Source organism: Ornithinimicrobium pulveris, assembly GCF_050261105.1.
Lineage (GTDB): Bacteria > Actinomycetota > Actinomycetes > Actinomycetales > Dermatophilaceae > Ornithinicoccus.
Window position 1 is genome coordinate 1,648,672 of sequence record NZ_CP189837.1, and the last position, 20,537, is coordinate 1,669,208.

General features: G+C 71.0%; 21 protein-coding genes. 16 read left to right on the forward strand and 5 right to left on the reverse strand.

The window, feature by feature from the left end; all coding sequences use genetic code 11:
• Nucleotides 1–54 precede the first annotated feature (54 nt).
• Complete coding sequence (locus ACQBAT_RS07595; protein ID WP_420748357.1) at nucleotides 55–1,425, reverse strand: M18 family aminopeptidase; 1,371 nt, start codon at nucleotides 1,423–1,425, stop codon at nucleotides 55–57.
• Nucleotides 1,425–2,852, reverse strand: coding sequence for a DUF349 domain-containing protein (locus ACQBAT_RS07600; RefSeq protein ID WP_420748356.1), 1,428 nt, complete (start codon nucleotides 2,850–2,852; stop codon nucleotides 1,425–1,427). Before ACQBAT_RS07600 ends, ACQBAT_RS07595 begins: the two co-directional genes overlap by 1 nt.
• Nucleotides 2,853–2,957: 105 nt before the next feature.
• Between ACQBAT_RS07600 and ACQBAT_RS07605 the strand changes: the two genes are divergently transcribed.
• Together ACQBAT_RS07605 and hisS are read left to right on the forward strand one after the other, a co-directional pair.
• On the forward strand, nucleotides 2,958–3,650 hold the full coding sequence (locus ACQBAT_RS07605) for an MBL fold metallo-hydrolase (RefSeq protein WP_420748355.1): 693 nt from the start codon (nucleotides 2,958–2,960) through the stop codon (nucleotides 3,648–3,650).
• Between the two features lie 10 nt (nucleotides 3,651–3,660).
• Nucleotides 3,661–5,109 carry a histidine--tRNA ligase gene (gene hisS, locus ACQBAT_RS07610; protein ID WP_420748354.1) on the forward strand — a complete coding sequence of 483 codons (1,449 nt, stop codon included), beginning with the start codon at nucleotides 3,661–3,663 and terminating at the stop codon, nucleotides 5,107–5,109.
• Nucleotides 5,110–5,153: 44 nt separating this feature from the next.
• On the opposite strand, the gene ACQBAT_RS07615 is transcribed toward hisS, so the two are convergent.
• Both ACQBAT_RS07615 and ACQBAT_RS07620 read right to left on the reverse strand, forming a co-directional pair.
• The gene (locus tag ACQBAT_RS07615; protein WP_420748353.1) at nucleotides 5,154–5,915 is read right to left on the reverse strand and encodes a peptidylprolyl isomerase; all 762 of its coding nucleotides are present in this window, start codon (nucleotides 5,913–5,915) and stop codon (nucleotides 5,154–5,156) included.
• A 99-nt stretch (nucleotides 5,916–6,014) separates the two neighbouring features.
• Nucleotides 6,015–7,541, reverse strand: coding sequence for an OFA family MFS transporter (locus ACQBAT_RS07620; RefSeq protein ID WP_420748387.1), 1,527 nt, complete (start codon nucleotides 7,539–7,541; stop codon nucleotides 6,015–6,017).
• A 195-nt stretch (nucleotides 7,542–7,736) separates the two neighbouring features.
• On the opposite strand from ACQBAT_RS07620, the gene ACQBAT_RS07625 reads away from it, so the two are divergent.
• The 9 genes from ACQBAT_RS07625 (at nucleotide 7,737) to hisIE (ending at nucleotide 15,536) form a co-directional block, all read left to right on the forward strand.
• On the forward strand, nucleotides 7,737–8,069 hold the full coding sequence (locus tag ACQBAT_RS07625; protein ID WP_420748352.1) for a YerC/YecD family TrpR-related protein: 333 nt from the start codon (nucleotides 7,737–7,739) through the stop codon (nucleotides 8,067–8,069).
• A 112-nt stretch (nucleotides 8,070–8,181) separates the two neighbouring features.
• Nucleotides 8,182–9,090 carry an ATP phosphoribosyltransferase gene (hisG, locus tag ACQBAT_RS07630; protein ID WP_420748351.1) on the forward strand — a complete coding sequence of 303 codons (909 nt, stop codon included), beginning with the start codon at nucleotides 8,182–8,184 and terminating at the stop codon, nucleotides 9,088–9,090.
• The gene (hisD, locus tag ACQBAT_RS07635; protein ID WP_420748350.1) at nucleotides 9,087–10,436 is read left to right on the forward strand and encodes a histidinol dehydrogenase; all 1,350 of its coding nucleotides are present in this window, start codon (nucleotides 9,087–9,089) and stop codon (nucleotides 10,434–10,436) included. The genes hisG and hisD overlap by 4 nt, the downstream gene beginning before the upstream one ends.
• Nucleotides 10,433–11,599 carry a histidinol-phosphate transaminase gene (hisC, locus tag ACQBAT_RS07640; RefSeq protein ID WP_420748349.1) on the forward strand — a complete coding sequence of 389 codons (1,167 nt, stop codon included), beginning with the start codon at nucleotides 10,433–10,435 and terminating at the stop codon, nucleotides 11,597–11,599. The genes hisD and hisC overlap by 4 nt, the downstream gene beginning before the upstream one ends.
• Nucleotides 11,596–12,696 carry a bifunctional histidinol-phosphatase/imidazoleglycerol-phosphate dehydratase HisB gene (hisB, locus tag ACQBAT_RS07645; RefSeq protein WP_420748348.1) on the forward strand — a complete coding sequence of 367 codons (1,101 nt, stop codon included), beginning with the start codon at nucleotides 11,596–11,598 and terminating at the stop codon, nucleotides 12,694–12,696. Before hisC ends, hisB begins: the two co-directional genes overlap by 4 nt.
• Nucleotides 12,693–13,316, forward strand: coding sequence for an imidazole glycerol phosphate synthase subunit HisH (hisH, locus tag ACQBAT_RS07650; RefSeq protein ID WP_420748347.1), 624 nt, complete (start codon nucleotides 12,693–12,695; stop codon nucleotides 13,314–13,316). Before hisB ends, hisH begins: the two co-directional genes overlap by 4 nt.
• The gene (gene hisA, locus ACQBAT_RS07655) at nucleotides 13,313–14,107 is read left to right on the forward strand and encodes a 1-(5-phosphoribosyl)-5-[(5-phosphoribosylamino)methylideneamino]imidazole-4-carboxamide isomerase (RefSeq protein WP_420748346.1); all 795 of its coding nucleotides are present in this window, start codon (nucleotides 13,313–13,315) and stop codon (nucleotides 14,105–14,107) included. Before hisH ends, hisA begins: the two co-directional genes overlap by 4 nt.
• A complete protein-coding gene (gene hisF / locus ACQBAT_RS07660) occupies nucleotides 14,104–14,895 on the forward strand; it encodes an imidazole glycerol phosphate synthase subunit HisF (RefSeq protein ID WP_420748345.1) in 792 nt (263 codons plus the stop codon). The genes hisA and hisF overlap by 4 nt, the downstream gene beginning before the upstream one ends.
• Nucleotides 14,892–15,536, forward strand: a complete 645-nt coding sequence (hisIE, locus tag ACQBAT_RS07665; RefSeq protein ID WP_420748344.1) for a bifunctional phosphoribosyl-AMP cyclohydrolase/phosphoribosyl-ATP diphosphatase HisIE — start codon at nucleotides 14,892–14,894, stop codon at nucleotides 15,534–15,536. Before hisF ends, hisIE begins: the two co-directional genes overlap by 4 nt.
• Before the next feature lie 46 nt (nucleotides 15,537–15,582).
• Here hisIE and ACQBAT_RS07670 read toward each other — a convergent pair whose 3' ends face one another.
• Nucleotides 15,583–16,209 carry a hypothetical protein gene (locus tag ACQBAT_RS07670; RefSeq protein WP_420748343.1) on the reverse strand — a complete coding sequence of 209 codons (627 nt, stop codon included), beginning with the start codon at nucleotides 16,207–16,209 and terminating at the stop codon, nucleotides 15,583–15,585.
• Nucleotides 16,210–16,293: 84 nt separating this feature from the next.
• On the opposite strand from ACQBAT_RS07670, the gene ACQBAT_RS07675 reads away from it, so the two are divergent.
• The 5 genes from ACQBAT_RS07675 to ACQBAT_RS07695 all read left to right on the forward strand — a co-directional run bounded on the left by ACQBAT_RS07675 (nucleotide 16,294) and on the right by ACQBAT_RS07695 (nucleotide 20,536).
• Entirely contained in the window at nucleotides 16,294–16,890 is a 597-nt protein-coding gene (locus tag ACQBAT_RS07675; protein WP_420748342.1) for a hypothetical protein, read from the forward strand.
• Between the two features lie 80 nt (nucleotides 16,891–16,970).
• Nucleotides 16,971–17,960, forward strand: a complete 990-nt coding sequence (gene xerD, locus ACQBAT_RS07680; RefSeq protein ID WP_420748341.1) for a site-specific tyrosine recombinase XerD — start codon at nucleotides 16,971–16,973, stop codon at nucleotides 17,958–17,960.
• A 23-nt stretch (nucleotides 17,961–17,983) separates the two neighbouring features.
• Entirely contained in the window at nucleotides 17,984–19,069 is a 1,086-nt protein-coding gene (locus ACQBAT_RS07685; RefSeq protein ID WP_420748340.1) for a Glu/Leu/Phe/Val family dehydrogenase, read from the forward strand.
• Nucleotides 19,066–19,509 carry a nuclear transport factor 2 family protein gene (locus ACQBAT_RS07690; protein WP_420748339.1) on the forward strand — a complete coding sequence of 148 codons (444 nt, stop codon included), beginning with the start codon at nucleotides 19,066–19,068 and terminating at the stop codon, nucleotides 19,507–19,509. The genes ACQBAT_RS07685 and ACQBAT_RS07690 overlap by 4 nt, the downstream gene beginning before the upstream one ends.
• Nucleotides 19,510–19,720: 211 nt before the next feature.
• On the forward strand, nucleotides 19,721–20,536 hold the full coding sequence (locus ACQBAT_RS07695) for a ParA family protein (protein WP_420748386.1): 816 nt from the start codon (nucleotides 19,721–19,723) through the stop codon (nucleotides 20,534–20,536).
• Nucleotide 20,537: the final 1 nt, after the last annotated feature.

The window sequence follows — 20,537 nt, forward strand, 5'->3', positions numbered from 1 at the left end:
CCGCCGGGGCAGGACACGGCATACGGGCCCGGGATGCGCAGCTGGCCGCAGCGGTCAGGGGGTGAGGAAGGCTGCGAGCGTCGCGGCATACCCGGCCTGGTCGACCGTGCCACAGATCTCGCGGGTGGAGTGCATCGAGAGCACGGGCGCGCCGAAGTCGACCGTGGTCGCACCGGTCAACGCCGAGGTCATCGGGCCGACCGTGGAGCCGCAGGGCAGGTCCGAGCGGGTGACGAAGGTCTGCATCGGCACCCCGGCCCGCTCGCAGGCGAGCGCGAAGGCGGCCGCCCCGAGCGAGTCGGTGGCGTAACGTAGGTTGGTGTTGACCTTGAGCACCGGCCCGCCGTTCATCAGGATCGGGTGCTCGGGCTCGTGCCGCTCGGGATAGTTGGGGTGCGTCGCGTGCGCCATGTCGCCGGAGGCGATCACGGTGCCGGCCAGCGCCCGCCAGTAGTCCTCCCGGGTGCCGCCGGCGGCGAGCACGATGCGCTCGAGCCAGGCGGGCAGGAAGGTGGACTGCGCACCGCGCTCGGAGGTGCTGCCGACCTCCTCGTGGTCGAAGAGCACGATCATCGGGACGGCAGGCTCGTCGCCCGGGTGCTCCACCGCGTGCAGGAGCGCGCGCACCGAGGCGTAGGAGGTGGCGAGGTTGTCCAGGCGGGCCGAGGCGATCAGCTCACCCTGGCTGCCGATCCGGCGCGCGGGGGTGAGGTCGTGGGTCATCGCGTCGTAGCCGAGCAGATCGTCGGCGGCCACGCCGACCTGATCGGCCAGCCAGTCGCGGAAGCTGCGCCGCTCCACGCCCAGCCCCCAGTGCGGGGCGAGGTGGGCCTGGTCGTTGAGCTTCAGACCCTCGGAGCGGACGGTGCGGTCCAGGTGGATGGCCAGCTGAGAGACGCGCAGCACCGGCTCGTCGACCCGCCACAGGCGCCAGCCGACACCGCCCGGAGCGGCGCCGTCGCGGACGGCGACCCTGCCGGAGAGACCCAGATCGCGGTCGAGCCACGAGTTGGTCAGGGCGCCGCCGTAGACTTCCACGCCGAGCAGCTGCCAGCCGGCCCGGTTCCAGTCCGGCTGCGGCTTGATCCGCAGGTTGGGGGAGTCGGTGTGGGCCCCCACGATCCGGTATGGCGTGTGCGCGGCCCGGGCAACGCCTTCACCCAGGTGCTCGGTCGACCAGGCGAGGAGGGAGCCGCCTCGGCGCACGACATACCGGCCGGGCTCGGTGGGCGTGGGGTCGGTCTCCTCGACCTCGAGGAAGCCGGCGTCGCGCAGCAGCCCCGCAGCCTCGTCCACGGCGTGGAACGGGGAGGGGGAGGCGTCCAGGTAGGCGCACAGGCCGTCGGCCACCTCGGTGACCTGGGTGGCCAGCGCGCCGAGGGCGTCGTCGGCGTGCCGCGAGCGGTCGTCGTGTCCGTCAGCCATCAGGACAGGTTGCCCCGGGCCGAGTCCAGCCAGAGCTTCTTGGTGGCGAGCTCGGACTCGAGGCTGGTGGCCTTCCTGTCATCGCCGGCCGCCTGCGCCGCAGCGAGGTCGGCCTCGAGGCCCTGCACCTGACGCTCCAGCTGGTCGACCATCGACTGGGCTCGCGCGTTGAGCTCGGGGTCCGAGCGCTTCCACTGCTTGTCCTCCAGGTCGCGGACCTGCTGCTCGACAGCGCGCAGGCGGCCCTCGACCCGGCGGATGTCGTTGCGCGGGACCTTGCCGGCCTCGTCCCACTGCTCCTGGATCTTGCGCAGCTCGGCCTTGGCGGAGTCCAGGTTGGCCTCGCTGATCTCCAGGGCCTCGGCGCGGACCAGCAGCTCTTCCTTGACCTTCAGGTTCTCGGTGAACTCGGCCTCCTCGGCGGCGACCACCTCGTCCTTGGCGTTGAAGAAGGAGTCCTGAGCGGCCTTGAAGCGCTGCCAGAGGGCGTCGTCGTCGGCGCGGGAGGCGCGACCAGCGCGCTTCCAGTCCTGCATGAGGCGCTTGAAGGCGCCAGCGGTGGCGCCCCAATCGGTGCTGCCGGAGAGAGCCTCGGCCTCCTTGACCAACTTCTCCTTGGTGGCCTTGGCCTCGCCGTGCTCCTCGTCCAGCCGGGCGAACCAGGTCTTGCGGGACTTGTCGAAGCTGGTCCGAGCGTGGCTGAACCGCTTCCACAGCGCGTTCTCGACGTCCTTGTCCAGGCGCGGGCCGGAGCGCTGATGGGCCTTCCACTCATCGAGCAGCTCGCGCACGCGAGCGCTGGACTGCTTCCACTGCATCTTGGCGGGGTCGGTAGCGGCCAGAGTCTCCGCCTCGGCGACCAGGGTCTCGCGCTGGGTGGCGGCCTCGGCCTTGGCTGCGGCGCGCTGCTGAGCCTCGACCTCGGAGCGGGCGGAGATGGTCTCCTCCAGGGAGGAGACAGTGCTTTCGAGGGCGGCGATGTCGCCGACGACATGGGCCTCGCCGATCTGCTCCTTGAGGTGGGCCAACGACTGCCGGGCGTCATGGGTGGAGACGTCGGTGTGCGCGACGCGCTGGGCGAGCAGGTCCGCGCTGGCGGCGAGCTCGTCGTACTTGCGGGCGAAGTAGGCCAGCGCCTCCTCGGGCGTGGCGTCGGGATAGGAGCCCACCTCGCGCTCGGTGCCGTCGGCCGCGATCACGAAGACGGTGCCGTCCTCGCCGACCCGGCCGTGCTTCATCGACTCGCTGGGGTCGGTGGGCGTGACCGGGGGAGCGGAGGGGGCCGGCGCGTCGGTCGAGCCGCCGGTGCCGGTGCCCGACCCGGTGCCTCCTGCCGGGGCTGCGGGCTTGGGCGCCGCAGGCTTGCGCCCGGCGAAGATCGCCGGCGAGGGCGGGGTGGGGACGGGCTTGGGAGTCTGCTCGGACACGACGGGTTGGCCTCTCTCGACCGCGAGCGCGACCATCGGGGTCGCCTCGACGAGTGCACATGAACACACCGAGCCTACCCAACGCCTCCTCTATAGGCTCGGCCCATGTTCGTGCGCAGCATCGTGGCCGACGCCTTTGGCACCAATTGCTATGTCGTCGCGCCGGAGCGCGGCGAGGAATGCGTGATCGTCGATCCGGGCATCGGGGTGACCTCGAGGGTGCAGGAACTGCTGCGCGAGCACCGGCTGCGACCTGCGGCGGTGCTCCTCACCCACGGGCATCTGGATCATGTGTATTCGGTGACACCCGTGTGTGCGGGCACGACCGCGGCCTACATCCACACCGACGACCGCTATCGCCTCGTGGACCCGATGGCCAGCCTCGGGCCGGAGCTGAGGCTGGCGATGGAGCAGCAGTTCGGCCGGTCCGCCACCTGGAAGGAGCCGGAGGACGTGGTCGAGGTCACCGGGCACCAGCAGCTCGAACTCGCCGGCATGCAGCTCGCGATCACGCACGCCCCGGGTCACACGGAGGGGTCGGTGCTCTTCAGCCTGGAGGGGCTGCCCGACGGCATTCCGGCGCTGGACCTGGACCGCACGGTGCTCTCCGGTGACGTGCTCTTCGCCGGGTCGATCGGGCGGACCGACCTGCCCGGTGGCGACCCTGCCGCGATGCAGCGCAGCCTGCGGGATGTGGTCCTCCCGCTGGCGGACTCCACGCTCGTCCTGCCCGGGCACGGTCCCGCCACCACGATGGCCCGGGAGCGGGTGGCGAACCCGTGGCTGCAGGGTCTTTAGACTCGACTGCGTGATCACGCCCCGCACGCCCTCCGGAGTCCTTGAGCTGCTGCCGCCCGACCAGGTGGCCTTCCAGCGGATGCTGGACGCGATCCGCAGCGGCTATGAGCGCTTCGGCTTCCTGCCCGTCCAGACCCCTGTCTTCGAGCGCTCGGATGTGCTGCTGACCAAGACCGGTGGCGAGACCGAGCGGCAGGTCTACTTCGTGCAGTCCACCGGCGCCCTGGAGAAGGGGCGCGAGGCGGCCGCTGCCCAGGCATCAGCTGGCCACGGAACGGGTGGCGAGGACGGGGGCGGTGATGCTGCGGCATACCCGGACCTGGCGCTGCGCTTCGACCTCACCGTGCCGCTGGCGCGCTACGTGGCCGAGCACGAGCACCAGCTGACCTTCCCCTTCCGGCGCTACCAGATGCAGCAGGTCTACCGGGGCGAGCGGCCGCAGCGCGGGCGGTTCCGCGAGTTCTACCAGTGCGATGTCGACATCATCGGCAAGGACGAGTTGTCGGTCCGCCACGATGCGGAGTGCCCCGCGATCATCCACGGGATCTTCACCGACCTCGCGATCGGTCCGTTCACCATCCAGATCAACAACCGCAAGCTGCTGCGCGGGTTCTACGAGGACCTGGGCATCATCGACGCGGACCAGCAGGCGGCGGTGCTGCGAGAGGTCGACAAGCTAGACAAGCGCGGGCCGGACTACCTGCGAGAGACGCTCACCGGGGAGGGCTTCGGGCTGAGCGAGGACGTGGTGGAGGCCATCCTGCGCTTCGTGCAGACGCGCTCGAACGGCCACCACGATGCCCTGTCGAAGCTCTCCGACGTGGAGGCCGCCTCGACCGGCAGCGAGGCGCTGGCGCAGGGGGCGGCCGAGTTGCGCGAGGTGCTGACCCTGGTGCGGGCGATGGGCGTGCCGGAATCCGACTACTGCCTCAACTTCTCGATCGCGCGTGGCCTGGACTACTACACCGGCACCGTCTACGAGACGACGCTGGATGAGCACCCCGAGATCGGGTCGATCTGCTCGGGCGGGCGCTATGACAACCTGGCGGGGCAGTACACCAAGTCCCGTCTGCCTGGCGTCGGCATCTCGATCGGTCTCTCGCGTCTGTTCTGGCAGTTGCGCGAGGCGGGGCTGCTCACCGAGTCGACGGGGGAGTCGACCGTCCAGGTGCTCGTGCCTCAGGTGGACGCGGCGCTGCTCGATGAGCAGCTGGCGCTGGCCTCGCACCTGCGCTCTGGCGGGATCAACACCGAGGCGGTGCTCGACGGCGGCAAGCTGGGCAAGCAGCTCCGGTATGCCGATCGGGCCGGCATCCGCTTCGTCGCCCTCCTCGGCGCCCAGGAGGTCGCGGACCAGGCCGTGACGATCAAGGACCTGCGTCGCCAGGACCAGTTCACCGTGCCCTTCGCCGAGGTGGTCTCGGCGCTGAAGGTGGAGTTGGCCCAGCCGCTGGTGTGAGCCTGAGGTGCGGCCCGGGCGTGTCGCGGGACGAGTTGCCCGGATCAGCCGTCGATGTCGATGGACAGGATGCTGATCGGCTGCGTGGGGGCGCCGTCACCACCGCCACCCTCGACACCCTGCTCGGCAATCGCCTGCACGATGTCCAGGCCCTCGGTGACCTGGCCGAAGATGCTGTAACCGCCACCCTGGGTGGGCAACATGGAGTCCTCGTAGACGATGAAGAACTGACCGCCATTGGAGTTCGGGTCCTGGGTGCGGGCCATGGCCAGACTTCCGGGCGGGTAGTTGCCGTCCGCGGGTGCGTTCTCGATGCCATAGCCGTAGCCGGGGTTGCCGCGACCCGTTCCGGTCGGGTCGCCACACTGCAGCACGAACAGGCCTGCGGTGGTGAGCCGGTGACAGGTGCTGGCGTCCCAGTAGCCCTCGTCGGCGAGGAACTCGAAGGAGGCGACCGTCTGCGGGGCGTTGGCAGCGTCCAGCTCCAGCACGATGTCGCCGCAGTTGGTCTCCACCGTCGCGGTGAGGGTCGCCGGGTCACCGGACTTCGGGTCCGGCAGGTCGTCCTGGGTGAAGGACTGCGGCTGCGAGGGGGGCGCCGGGGGCTCCTCGCACTCGAGGGCGCCTTCCGCGGCCGACCCGGTCGCATCGGTGCCGGTCTCGGGCGATCCCGCTGTCTGGCCCGCCGGGGCGCCGCCCTCGGTCGTCGGCTCGGAGCCGAACATCGACGAACCGTTGCTGCCGCACGCCGACAGGGTCAGGGCGGAGGCAGCGGCGAGGGAGGGCAGGAGGAGGCGAGGGCGCATGGTCGGCCAGTCTAGGTGTGGCCCTGTCTCCGTCCCCGACAGGCACCGGATGCACCGCAGGTGGCAGTGGGGGCGAGCAGTAGTCCCGGGCAGCGGTCCTCAGTGGGTGAACAGCCGCACGGCGGTGATCAGGGTGAGGATCACGCCATACCCCAGGAGCCCGAGCGCCAGGCCCCAGGAGAGGAGGACCCGCAGCCGGCCGCCGTGGGCCTGCGTCCCCTCGCCCTCGCCGGCGGTGAAGCTGTCGCCGGTGGTGGTCGGGGCGTGGGCGGGCTCGTGGAAGCGATCCGACACCGGGCGCACCAGCAGGTTCGCGATCAGGCCCAGGACGAGGATCCCGACCATGGTGAAGAGCGCCGGTCGGTAGTCCGAGGCGGTGAGCTGCCCTGGGGTGCCGCGCGCGTCGAGGAAGCCGTTGATGATCAGCGGCCCGGCGATCCCGGCGGCGGCCCAGGCGGTGAGCAGTCGGCCATGGATGGCGCCCACCTGGAAGGTGCCGAAGAGGTCACGCAGGTAGGCCGGGATGGTCGCGAACCCACCGCCGTAGAAGGAGATGATCACGACGGCGAGCAGCACGAACAGGGCGGTGGAGGTCTGGCCGAAGGCGGCGAGCAGGAAGTACAGGACGAGGCCCACGCCCAGGTAGAGCAGGTAGATCCGCTGGCGGCCGATCACATCGGACAGGCTCGACCAGCCGAAGCGGCCGAGCATGTTGAAGAGCGAGAGCAGCCCGACGAAGCCACCGGCGGCCGCGGCAGCCACGGTGGAGACCCCGTCCTCCCCGCGGAAGAAGTCCTGGATCATCGGCGCCGCCTGCTCCAGGATGCCGATCCCGGCGGTGACGTTGCAGAACAGCACGATCCACAGCAGCCAGAACTGCGTCGTCCGGATCGCGTTCTTGGCCGAGACGTCGTTCTCGCTGACCAAGGCCTTCTTGGTCGCGCTGGACGGGTCGAAGCCCGCGGGCCGCCACCCCGGCGCGGGGACGCGGACATTGGTGACGCCCACCGTCATCACCACCAGATAGATGGCCGCCAGGGTGAGGAAGAGCATCGCCAGCGCGTGCCCGCTGGCCAGCGACGCGGGGTCGCCGGGATCGTAGGACGGGTCGTAGAACGACATCAGCTGCCGGGACAGCGGAGCCGCGACCATCGCCCCACCGCCGAAGCCCATGATCGCCATCCCGGTCGCCAGGCCAGGACGGTCGGGGAACCACTTGATCAGGGTGGACACCGGGGAGATGTAGCCGATGCCCAGCCCGATCCCGCCGATGAAGCCATAGCCCAGATAGACCAGCCACAGCTGCCCCGTGGCGATCCCCGCTGCTCCGACCCGGAAGCCGGAGACCCAGCAGAGCGTCGAGACGAACATCGCCTTGCGCGGCCCGTGCTTGTCCACCCAGGTGCCGAGAAGGGCCGCACTCAGGCCCAGCATCACGATGGCGATGGAGAAGATCACGCCGATCGCCGTGAGGCTGGTGTCGAAGTGCGCGACCAGGGAGGTCTTGTAGACGCTGGTGGCGTAGGCCTGCCCGATGCACAGGTGGATGCACAGCGCGGCGGGCGGGATCAACCACCGGTTGTAGGTCAATGGCGCGATGGTGTGGTGGCGGTCCAGCAGGGACAGGGGATTCCTGGTCCTGCTCGCTGTCCTCTCCGGCGCTGGGTCTTGCCGCTCGCCCGGCCGACCAGGGGAGGTGATCTCCCTCGTCGGAGTGTGGCGTCGTGGGGATCGTACGACGAGAGCCCGGACCGTGGGGCGCTGTACTGCTGTGTTAGCGTGCTATCTCGTTACGACACCGATCGAGGAACGGAGCAGGTGATGAAAGACCGTCAAGGCGGCGCGGGGGCCCGCACCTCGCAGGTGCGTGACGGGCTGGTCGCGGTGCTCGCCGCCCTCGACGACCCTGCCGAGGTCGACGCCTTCCTCGAGGATCTGTGCACCCCCGCCGAGATCGAGGCGATGGCCGACCGCTGGTCCGTGGTGCCGCTGCTCGATGCCGGTATGCCGTATCGCCGGGTGCACGAGGTCACCGGAGTCAGCGTGACGACAGTCGGGCGCATCGCTCGCTGCCTGGACGGGGGAGCGGGGGGCTATCGGGCGGCGCTGCGACATCACCCGGTCGAGGGCTCGGACGCAGCACCGGCCTCCTGAGATCTGCGCTGCCAGCCAGCGCTTCGTACCCTCACCCACCCAGCACCCACAGGTGCCACGATCCCACCCGCGTGCGCACACCGCATACCTCCTCATCATCGGAAAGGTCGAGATGACCCCGCCTGCCCAGCCGCGCGATCGCCTGCGCGTGGCGCTCCAGAAGTCCGGCCGCCTCGGCGAGCCGGCCCGCGAGCTGCTCGCCTCCTGCGGACTGACCTGGCGCGAGAGCCGCGACAAGTTGTTCTGCTACGGCGAGAGCCTGCCGGTCGACCTGCTCCTGGTGCGTGATGACGACATCCCGGGGTTGATCGCCGACGGCGTGTGCGACCTCGGCATCGTCGGCCGCAACGTGCTGGTCGAGCACGGGCTGGCGCTGGCCGCCCAGGGCAAGAACCGCCCGCTCGTGGAGTGGCGCCAGCTGGGGTGGGGCACCTGCCGGCTGGATCTGGCGATCGGAGAGGACGAGCAGTGGTCGGGCCCGGAGCAGTTGGCAGGGCTGCGGATAGCGACCTCCTACCCGTTGACCCTCGGCCGCTGGTTGGCCGAGCAGGGCGTCGAGGCGGAGCCGGTCGTGCTCAACGGGTCGGTCGAGATCGCGCCCCGTCTGGGGCAGGCCGACGTGGTCTGTGATCTGGTCTCCACCGGCGGCACGTTGCGTGCCAACCTGCTCAAGCCGGTCACCACGATCCTGCACAGCGAGGCGGTGATCGCCGGACCGGACGCGCACCTGGACGACGGACGTCAGGAGATCGCCGACCTGCTCCTGCGGCGGTTGGACGGTGCGGTCCAGCTCAAGGAGGCGCGCCTGCTCATGCTGCGTGCCGAACGCTCTCGGCTCGGCGACGTCCTGTCGCTGCTGCCCGGTGGTCACGAGCCCACGCTGATGGGCGTCGAGGGCCGCGACGAGGTCGCGATCCAGATGCTCGTCCACGGCTCGGTGTCCTGGGCCAAGCTCGAGGACCTCAAGCGCGTCGGCGCCCACAACCTCATGGTGCTGCCCGTCGAAGGGATGCTGGCATGAACATCCTCACCTGGGCACAGCTGGACGAGCAGGCCCGCGCGGACACTCTCCGACGCGCGACCGCTGCTGCTGGCGCGGAGGTCACCGCTGGTGTCGCCGCGATTCTGGAGCAGGTGCGCACCGGGGGAGACGCGGCGCTGCGCGCGTTGACCAGTCGGCTGGACGGGGCCGACCTGACCGATCTCGAGGTCGGGGTGGCCGCCCGCGACGCCGCCGTCGCCGACCTGCAGCCCGAGCTGCTCGCCGCGATCCGCGAGGCGGCCGGCCGCATCCAGACCTTCCACGAGGCCGGTATGCAGACGGGCTACTCCGTGGAGACCGCACCCGGGGTGGTCTGCGAGCGGGTGGTGCGACCGATCCGTCGGGTGGGGCTCTATGTGCCCGCCGGCTCCGCGCCGCTGCCGTCCACCGCGCTCATGCTCGGGGTACCGGCCCAGTTGGCCGGGTGCCCCGAGGTGGTGCTCTGCACGCCGCCGCGCCCCGACGGGACCGCCGATCCCGCCGTCCTGGCCGCGGCCGCAGAATGCGGCATCGAGCGGATCCTGCTGCTCGGGGGCGCCCAGGCGATCGCGGCGATGGCCTACGGCACCGAGACCGTCCCGGCCTGCGACAAGCTCTTCGGTCCGGGCAATGCCTGGGTCACCGAGGCCAAGCGGCAGGTGTCCACCGCCGAGGGGGGTCCGGGGATCGACATGCCGGCCGGCCCGTCCGAGGTGATGGTGATCGCCGATGCCCGAGCCGACGCGGAGTTCGTCGCGGCCGATCTGCTCAGCCAGGCCGAGCACGGCCCCGACTCCCAGGTCATCCTGGTGACCGACAGCCGCGACCTCGCCGAGGCCGTGGCAGCGCAGGTCGAGAAGCAGGTGGCCAGCCTGCCCAGAGCGGACACCGCCCGCAAGGCGCTGGCCGCCAGCCGGTTGATCGTGACGGACAGCCTCGCCAGCGCCGTCGAGGTCGCGAACGACTACGCACCCGAGCACCTGATCCTGTCGGTGAGCGAGCCGCGCGAGCTGCTGGCTGACGTCGAGCGCGCCGGATCGGTCTTCCTGGGCGGTATGACGCCGGAGACCCTCGGCGACTACTGCTCGGGCACCAACCACGTGCTGCCCACCGCCGGCGCAGCGCGCTTCACCGGTGGCGTGAACGTCTCCGCCTTCCAGATCGCGATGACCGTCCAGCAGGCCACGCCGGCTGGCCTGGAAGCGGTGGGCCCGTGCGCCGTCGTGCTGTCCGAGGCTGAGCAGCTCCACGCCCACCAGCGCGCCGTCACCCGCCGGCTGGACCGGATAGCGAGCTGGCGGCGCGAGGGCCTGCAGGCCGCGCGGCGCTCCGAGGTCGACCGGTGACCCGCCCCGACCCCGGTCCGTTCCCCACCGAGTTGCTGCGCCCCGACCTTGTCGACTTCACGGGCTACTCCTCGGCCCGCACCAGCGCGGTCGCTGCCCCCGCCCGGATCTGGCTGAACGCCAACGAGTCCGGCGTCGCCAGCGACATCGACCCGGACGGGCTCACCCGCCGCTACCCCGACCCGCAGCCCTCCGCCCTCGTCGAGGCCTTCGCGGACCTGTGGGCGACCACCCCGGACCGGGTCGTGGTCGGTCGCGGCAGCGACGAGATGATCGAGCTGCTCGTCCGCTCGCTCTGCCGCCCCGGCGGCGACGGCGTGGTCGTCACCTCCCCGACCTTCGGCATGTATGCCGTGTCCGCCCGCCTCCACGGCGTGCCGGTCGTCGACGTGCCCCAGGTGGATGACGAGCTCACCTGGCGGGTGGACGTCGCAGGCGTGCGCGACGCAGCGCTGGCGAACGGGGCCCGGCTCGTCTTCCTCGCCTCACCGGGCAACCCGACCGGTGCCGTCGTGCCCTTGCGGGAGATCGCCGACCTCACCGAGGCGCTCAAGGACCAGGCCGTCGTGGTGGTCGATGAGGCCTACGGGGAGTTCGCCGCCCAACGCTCGGCCGTCACCCTGCTGGAGGAGCACCCGACCCTGGTCGTGCTGCGGACCCTGTCCAAGGCGCACGCCCTCGCCGGCCTGCGGGTGGGCCTCGCCCTGGCGCACCCCGACCTGGCGCGGGTGCTGCGGAGGGTGCAAGCGCCATACCCCCTGCCGGTGCCCGTGACCACCGCGGCGCTCGAGGCGCTGGGCCAACCCGCGCTGCGCGCGACCGGGCGGCGGGTGATGGAGACCCTGCGCCTACGCGACCAGGTGGGTCGCCGCCTGCGCGACCTGGACGGTGTGCGCGCCGTCTACGCCAGCGAGGCCAACTTCCTCCTCCTGCGCTGCGACGACCCGGACGGACTGCTCGCCAGGCTCGTCGGGGCCGGGATCATCGTGCGGGACATGCGCCACCTGCCGGGCCTGCCCGACGCCCTGCGGATCACCATCGGCAGCACCCTGGAGATGGCCGCGCTCGAGCGCGCCCTCGACTCGTTTCCCGCATCGCCGTCGGCTACCGCGTCCCCAGCCCCAACATCGTCCCGCCCCACGTCCGGAGAGGAGCTCTCATGAGCACCCGCCCCATCTGCTTCGTCGACCGCGACGGCACGATCATCCACGAACCCGAGGGCTACCAGGTCGACCGCCTGGACAAGGTGGCCTTCGTGGACGGCGTCATCCCCGCCCTGCTACGCATCCAGGACGCCGGCTTCGACCTGGTGATGGTGACCAACCAGGACGGGTTGGGCACCGAGTCCTTTCCGCAGGAGGACTTCGATGCCGCCCACGGGCTGGTCATGCAGATCCTGACCAGCCAGGGCATCCGCTTTCGCGAGGTGATCATCGACGAGCACCACGGCGGCCCCGATGCGCCCTGGACCCGCAAGCCGGGCATCGGCCGCGTCGTCCACCTGCTCAAGGACAAGGGCGTGGACTGGTCCCGCTCCTTCATGGTGGGGGACCGGCTGACCGACAAGGAGTTCGGCGACAACCTCGGGATCACCACCTACCTGCTCCCGGCCGCTGAGGGTCTGGAGAACGAGGAGCCGACTACCGCCTGGCCGCAGATCGCGCACGTCGTGGTGCAGCGCCCCCGCGTGGCCCACGTCGAGCGCAACACCGCCGAGACCCGGATCAGCGTGGACGTCGACCTGGACGCCACGGGCGGGGCGACGGCCAGCACGGGCATCGGCTTCTACGACCACATGCTCGACCAGCTGGCCAAGCACGGCGGCTTCGCGCTGAGGGTGCGTTGCGAGGGTGACCTGCACATCGATGACCACCACACCATCGAGGACGTGGCCCTGGCGATCGGCACCGCCCTGGACGAGGCACTGGGAGATCGGCGCGGCATCGGTCGCTACGGGTTCACCGCCCCCATGGACGAGGCACAGGCCAGCGCCGCCATCGACCTGTCCGGGCGCCCCTACTTCCGCTACGAGGGCAGCTTCGAGCGCCCCACCGTGGGCGACTTCAGCACCGAGATGGTCGAGCACTTCTGGCGGTCCTTCTCCGACGCCCTGCGCTGCACCCTGCACCTGAAGGTGGAAGGGGCCAACGCCCACCACCAGATCGAGGTCGGCTTCAAGGCCGTCGCCCGGGCGCTGCGGATGGCGATCTCCCGGCAGGGCGACGCCAACGAGCTGCCCTCGACCAAGGGCGTGCTGTGAGTGGTGGGCGCGCTGCCACCCGGGTCGCTTTGGTCGACGGTGGCGGCACCAACATCGGCTCGGTCTCCTATGCCTTGGAGCGACTCGGTGCCACCGCCCGGCTGACCACCGACCCGGGCGACATCCTGGCCGCCGACCGGGTGATCCTGCCCGGTGTCGGCGCAGCGGCTGCCGGCATGCGGCGGCTTCGCGAGCTGGGCCTGGACGAGGTCCTCACGCAGGTCCAGGCGCCCCTGCTCGGTGTCTGCCTCGGCATGCAGCTGCTCCTGGACCGCTCTGAGGAAGACGGCGGGGTCCAGACCCTGGGCCTCATCCCCGGTGAGGTACGCGCCATACCGGCCTCGGCCGCCCTCCGGGTGCCCCACATGGGCTGGAACGCCCTCGTCGACCTGGCCGAGGACCCTTTGCTCGACGGGATCTCACCTGGGGAGCGTGCCTACTTCGTGCACTCCTACGCCGCCCCGCCCGGCCCGCACACGATCGCCTCCACCACGCACGGCGCCCCGTGGAGCGCTGTCGTGCGGGACGGTCTGCGGTGGGGCGCCCAGTTCCACCCGGAACGCTCGGCCGACGTGGGCGCACGTCTTCTGCGAAACTTTATCCAGCGGGTGGAACCATGACGATCCACCCGATGATCCCGACCGGAGAGAGTTCAGTGAGCACCACCAGCGGCTTCACCGTCTACCCGGCCATCGACGTGCGGGACGGCGCCGTCGTGCGGCTGCTCAAGGGCGATTACGACCAGGAGACCCGCTACACCGACAACCCGGTGGCCGTGGCCGAGAACTACGCGCGCTCCGGCGCGGCCTGGCTGCACCTCGTCGACCTTGACGCCGCCCGCAGTGGTGGCTACACCCTGCTGGACATGCTCGGCAGGATCGCTGAGAACACCGGACTGATGATCCAGACCGGCGGGGGAGTGCGGACTGCTGAGGACGTCGAGCGGCTGCTCGAGGCAGGGGCCAGCCGGGTGGTCGTCGGCTCGATCGCGGTCCAGGAGCCGGACACCGTGGTGGGGTGGCTGGAGCGCTTCGGCCCCGAACGCATCACGGTGGCGCTGGACACCCGGATCGGACCCGACGGCACCTGGGTGCTGCCGACGGCTGGGTGGACCTCGGTCGGGGGGGAGGACCTGATCACTACGCTGCACCGCTACAACGGGTCGGGGCTCAAGCACGTGCTGTGCACCGACATCGGTCGGGACGGGACGCTCTCGGGGCCCAACTTCCACCTCTACACCATGCTCACCCGCTCCTCGCCGACGCTGGAGGTGCAGGCCTCCGGCGGGGCGCGGTCGGTTGACGATGTCCGGGCGGCCCGGCGCACCGGATGCGCGGGGATCATTCTGGGCAAGGCGCTGCTCGAGGGCCGCCTGACGGTCGCCGACGCGGTGCAGGAGGAGCTGGCATGACGCTTGCTCGCCGGATCATCCCCTGCCTGGACGTCCGGGACGGGCGGGTGGTCAAGGGCACCCGCTTCCGCGACCACCGAGACATGGGCGACATCGTCGACCTGGCGAGGCGCTATGCCCGCGAGGGTGCCGATGAACTGGTCTTCTACGACATCACCGCCAGCCCGCAGGGCCGGGACGTCGAGGTCGACTGGGTCACCAGGGTCGCCCGCGAGATCGACATCCCGTTCTGCGTGGCGGGCGGGATCCGCTCCGTGGACACCGCGCGACGGGTGCTCCATGCCGGCGCCGACAAGATCTCGATCAACACCCCCGCGACCCAGCGTCCGGAGCTGGTGAGTGAACTGGCCGAGGCCTTCGGCGTCCAGTGCGTCGTGGTCGGTGTGGACTCGCTGCGCGACGGCGACGGCCACTGGCGGATCCGCCAGCTGACCGGCGACCCCGACGCCACCCGGTCGCTGGAGGTCACCACGGTCGACTGGGTGCAGCGGGTCCAGGACCTCGGCGCGGGGGAGATCGTGCTCAACTGCATGGGCTCCGACGGAGTCCGGGAAGGGTATGACGTGGAGCAGCTTCGCGCGGTGCGCTCACTCTGTCGAGTCCCGCTGGTGGCCAGCGGTGGCGCGGGTGCCGTGGAGCACTTCGTCGAGGTCTTCCGAAAGGCGGACGTGGACGGCGCGTTGGCCGCGACGGTCTTCCACGACGGGTCGATCCCGATCCCTGGCCTGAAGCGATCCCTGGCCCAGGCCGGGGTCGTCGTGCGTGAGGTCGAGGAGGCCGCGGCATGAACGCTGACCGCTTGCCGTTGCCGCTGCTCCCGCTCGGGCTGGACGTCGACGACGTGGACTTCAGCCGAGGCGACGGGCTCGTGCCCGGGGTGGTGCAGCACGCGCTCAGCGGCCAGGTGCTGATGGTGGGCTTCCTCGATGAGCCGGCGCTGCGCTCGACCCTGGAGACCGGCATGGCCACGTTCTGGTCGCGCAGCCGTCAGGAGCAGTGGGTCAAGGGTGAGTCCAGCGGGAACACGCTCATCGTGGGTGCGGTGGAGGTCGACTGCGATCGGGACACGCTCGTGCTGCACTGTCTGCCCGAGGGCCCGACCTGCCACACCGGCGACCAGACCTGCTTCGGTCCTGATGCCCTCCCCGGGTCCTTCCTCCACCTGCTCGATGAGGTGGTGCGCCGCCGCGAGGTGGATCGGCCCACGGGTTCCTACACCGCCTCACTTTTCGAGGGTGGGCTGCGTCGAGCCGCTCAGAAGGTCGGTGAGGAAGGCGTGGAGACCGCCCTGGCCGCGGTGGCCCAGGATGAGGAGGCACTGGTCGGGGAGGCTGCAGATCTCGTCTTCCACCTGATGGTGCTGCTGCGCTCCCGGGGGTTGGGGCTGGCCGACGTGGAACGGGTGCTGCGGGATCGCCACGGTCCCTGAGCGGGCTCCCGGCCGATGCGGCCGGCGCACGCCACACGAGGATCGGTCACTCCTGCGGGGTTCCTCGGCCCGGGCGGCTGCGCAGACCGACCTCCGCGAGCTCGAGATCGGCCAGCGCCCGCAAGGCGGCGGGGTCCCCGGACCGGAAGGCCGCGACGGGATCGGCATGGACCCGCTGCAGTCGGCGGACGTCCTGGCGCACCAGCGCACGCAGCGCCAACAGCTCCTGGCTCTCCGGGTCCTCGACCTCCCGCCCCAGGCGCCCCGCCCGGCGAATCCAGAGCCAGCGGGCCAGGCCCCAGGCCAGGACCACGAGCAGGATCGGGGTGCCGGCCGAGAGCAGCGAGACGACCCAGGCCACCGTGCGCACCGAGGACTCCAGGCGGTCACCGGCCGTGATCAGGTCGGTGCCCACACCCGCCGCGCCCGAGAAGGGCGTGGTCAGCTCGTCCCCGACCAGCGGCACCCGGCCGACCGTCCCGGCGACATCGCTCATCCGGTCCCGCAGCGAGGAGCCAGCCCCGCGCAGCGGATCAGCGGGAGCGGCCAGGGTGCTGACGAGCGCGAAGACCCAGCGCCCGATCAGGACCCAGAGCACCACCCACGCCACTACCGAGAGATCCGCGACGATCTGGCGGGTGCGCCGCCACGGGGCATCTGCATACCAACGCATGCGGGAAGTCTGACGCAGCCGACCGAGTTGAGCCTCCCGGCATGGTGTCGGCAACATCTGTCAGCTCGGCGACATGATGCGGACGTGAACTCCCTGAAGCTGGTGGCGATCGGGATCCTCGTCGTGGCCGTCGACCTCAATCTCGGGTCCTTCGACCTGCTCTTCGACCCGGTCGGCTACCTGCTCGTGGTGCTCGGTCTCAGCCGGGTCGCCGACGTGCACCCGTGGTTCGGACACGCCCGCTGGGCGGCGGTCGTCGGGTTGCTGGCCTCCATCGCAGGCGCGGTGCTGCGTCGGACCGAGACGTTCACCCAGGGTGCGGGCTCGGTGACGTCCACCACGACAACCGTCGTCGAGAACCCCTTCACCAGCTCGGTCGAGTCGATCGCCCAGATGGTCGTGGCCTTCGGGATCTGCACAGCCCTCATCGCGCTCTCGCGGGAGCAGCGCGTCGTCGGCCCGGCGCGCACCCTGCGCTGGGCACTGCCCGGTGTCACCTTGCTGGGCTGGCTGTTGTCGATCGCCGTGACCCAGCTGGACGGGGCCACGATCGAGGACAACGCGATGGCCTTCGCCTCCCTCGTCGGCGCCATCGCCATCGTCCTGGTGATCGTCACCCTCGTCCTGGCGATCTGGTTCCTCATCGTCCTCTTCCGGGCGTCCCGCGAGCCCATCCCCTAGCCCCACACCCGAGCGGATCCGGCGATCACCCCCGCGCGCCCGTGCCAGCAGGAGGACGGAGGCAGTGTCAGGATGCCGGTGTGAGCGATCCCGCCAGCCCCAGCCCGCCGGTCCGGCGGAGCCCGCTGGAGCGTGCACGGGACGGTTGGCTCGACCACCTCCGGGTGGAGCGCGGCCGGTCCGAGCACACGCTGCGTGCCTACCGGCGCGACACCGACCGGTACCTGACCCACCTGGCGGGACACGGCATACGGGATCCGAAACAGGTGCGAGAGGCGCACGTCACCGACTTCCTCGCCCACCTGCGGTCCGGGGACGAGGAGCACCGCCCGCTGGCCGCGACCTCGGCGGCGCGGGCGGTGGTAGCGGTGCGCGGGCTCCATCGGTTCCTGGCCGTCGAGGGCGAGGTCGAGGCCGACCCCAGCCAGGAGGTCCAGCCGCCGACCCCGCCGCGCCGACTGCCCAAGGCGCTCTCGGTGGGCGAGGTCGACCGGCTCCTGCAGGCGGCCTCGGTGGGCGACACCCCGGCGGCGCTGCGCGACCGGGCGCTGCTCGAGGTGCTCTACGGCTGCGGCGCTCGCGTGAGCGAGGCGATCGCCCTCGACCTCGACGACCTTGAGCTCGGGCGCGACGACGGATCGTCGGGCGAGGTCACCGGGGGAGTGGTGCGGCTGTTCGGCAAGGGGAGCAAAGAGCGGATCGTGCCCATGGGTCGCTATGCACGGGACGCCCTCGACGCCTGGCTGGTCCGGGGCCGACCCGCGCTGGCAGCCGGTGGTCGAGGGACCCCGGCCGTCTTCGTCAACGCCCGCGGAGGTCGGCTCTCACGGCAGTCGGCGTGGAACGCGATCAAGAGCGCCGCCGAGCGGGCCGACCTGCACGGCGACGTCTCGCCGCATACCCTCCGGCACTCCTTCGCCACCCACCTGCTCGACGGCGGCGCCGACGTGCGGGTCGTCCAGGAGCTCCTCGGTCACGCCTCGGTAACGACCACCCAGATCTATACGCACGTCTCGACCCAGCACCTGCGGGAGGTCTACGCCCAGGCTCACCCCCGGGCGCGCGGCTGACCACCGCCAGGCATCATGGCGGGATGAGCAAGGACGCCCATCCCGACGCAGTGCCCGCACCGGACGCGCACGATCCTGAACTGTTCGCCACCGAGCAGGTGATCACCTGCCGCGACGAGGAGTTGGGCCTGCGGGCCGTCATCGCCATCGACAACACCACGCTCGGGCCGAGTTTCGGCGGCGTGCGCTGGCGTCCCTACCCCTCGACCCAGGCCGCCGTCGCCGAGGCGCAGCGGCTGGCGCAGGCCATGACGCTCAAGCACGCGCTCGCCGGGTTGCCCTATGGCGGCGGCAAGTCTGTCGTCATCGCGCAGGGCCCGCTCCCGCCGACCGGCTCGGACGAGCGCCGGCGGGTGATGCACCGCTATGGCCAGTTCATCGCGCGCACGGGTGGTACCTACATCCCGGGCGTCGACATGGGGACGACGCTGGAGGACATGCAGGCGATCCGGGAGGCCGGCGCACAGGCCTACTGCGCGGACGTCGACCCCGGTCCCTACACCGCGACCGGCGTGTATGCCGCGATGCGCGCGGCCGTGCGTGAGGTGCTGGACCGCGACATGCAGGGTGTCCGGGTGGTCGTGCAGGGCACCGGCAGCGTCGGCGCCCACCTGGCCCGGTATGCCGCGGCTGACGGGGCGGAGGTCCTCGTCGCCGACGTCGATCAGGAGCGGGCAGCCGCGGTCGCGGGGGAGATCGGCGGCCAGGTCGCCGACCCCAGCGCGGTCGGCGAGGCGGAGTGCGATGTCTTCGCACCGTGCGCGATCGCCCGGGTGCTGCGCGCCGAGAACGTCGACCGGGTGCGGGCGCGGATCGTCTGCGGCGCCGCCAACGACACCCTCGATACCCCGGAGGTCGCGGGACTGCTCGGACACCGGGGGATCGTCTACGTCCCTGACTTCATCGCCAATGGTGGCGGCGTGATCCAGGTCCGCGCGCACGAGGTGGGCTGGTCGGAGGAGGAGCTCGCAGCCCGCCTGGAGGTCATCGGGGACCTGGTGACCCAGGTGCTGCGGGAGGCTGACGAGCAGGGGTGCACCCCCGTCGACGCCGCGCTTCTCATCGCCGACCAGCGGCTGGCTGCCGGTCGCGGGGAGGAGATGGCATGAGCGAGCCGCGATCCACGGAGCTCTCCCGCGAACTCGAGGAGCGCACCCGGCACTACTACGAGCGTGTCGACGCCGGGGACGTGGAGGGCGTGCTTGCCTGGTTCGCCCACGACGCCGTGTACGAACGCCCCGGGTATGCACCGATGCGTGGACGTGCCGCCCTCGCGGCGTTCTACGGCGGGGAGCGGGTGATCGCCGACGGGGCGCACCTGATCGACGAGCTCGTGGTGGACGGCGACGAGGACCGCGTCGCCGTCCGTGGTCGGTTTGAGGGCACCCTCAAGGACGGGTCGAGCGTCAGCCTGGGCTTCGCCGACTTCATCGTCTATGGCCGCGACGTGGGAGCTGCGGCGGGAGCTGACACCGGGTCGGCCACCGTTTCCGATGCCCCGTACCGAGCCGTCGAGCGCCGGACATTCTTCGACCGACCGGCGGTGTAACGCCCTACCTCAACCTGAGGTCGAGGTTGATGGGCTAGTTGCCGATCGCCTCGAGGGGCTAGTGTCAGCAGGACTGATCGGCGGGAGGCCGACGAGTGAACCGAGCGAGGCTGGAGAACGACACGTGAACCGTGAGGCACAGGCCACCCACGACCGCCTGCCCGGCACCGAGAGCTCGGGGGTGGGCCAGAATGGCCCCACCGGTCGGCCGATGCCGGACTTCCCCGATCCCGCCCCGCTGGCCCAGCACGGACCGGCCCGGATCATCGCCATGTGCAACCAGAAGGGCGGCGTCGGCAAGACCACCTCGACCATCAACCTCGGGGCCGCGCTGGCGGAGTACGGACGCAAGGTGCTCATGGTCGACTTCGACCCCCAAGGTGCGCTCTCGGTGGGCTTCGGGATCCGCACCAACGACCTGGACGTCACGGTCTACAACCTGCTGGTCGAGCGCGGTCACGACGTGCGCGATGTCATCCAGCCCACGCGGGTGGCGGGCGTCGACATCCTCCCGGCCAATATCGACCTGTCCGCCGCCGAGGTGCAGCTGGTGGGTGAGGTGGCTCGCGAGCAGATCCTCTCCCGTGTGCTCCGGCCGGTGCTGGACGACTACGACGTCATCTTCATCGACTGCCAGCCCTCCCTGGGCCTGCTGACCGTCAACGCGCTCACCGCGGCGCACGGCGTCATCATCCCGCTGGAGTGCGAGTTCTTCGCCATGCGGGGTGTGGCGTTGCTGATCGAGACGATCGAGAAGATCACCGACCGGCTCAACCCGCGCCTGGAGATCGACGGGATCCTGGCCACCATGTACGACGGACGCACCCTGCACTCGCGCGAGGTCGTCCGCAGCGTGGTCGACCACTTCCAGGACACCGTCTTCCACACCGTGATCAGCCGGACCGTGAAGTTCCCGGACGCCACCCTGGCGGCCGAGCCGATCACCAGCTATGCCGGCACCCACGCGGGCGCCGAGGCCTACCGCCAGCTCGCGCGCGAGTTGATCGCGCGCGGCGGCGCGCCCTGAC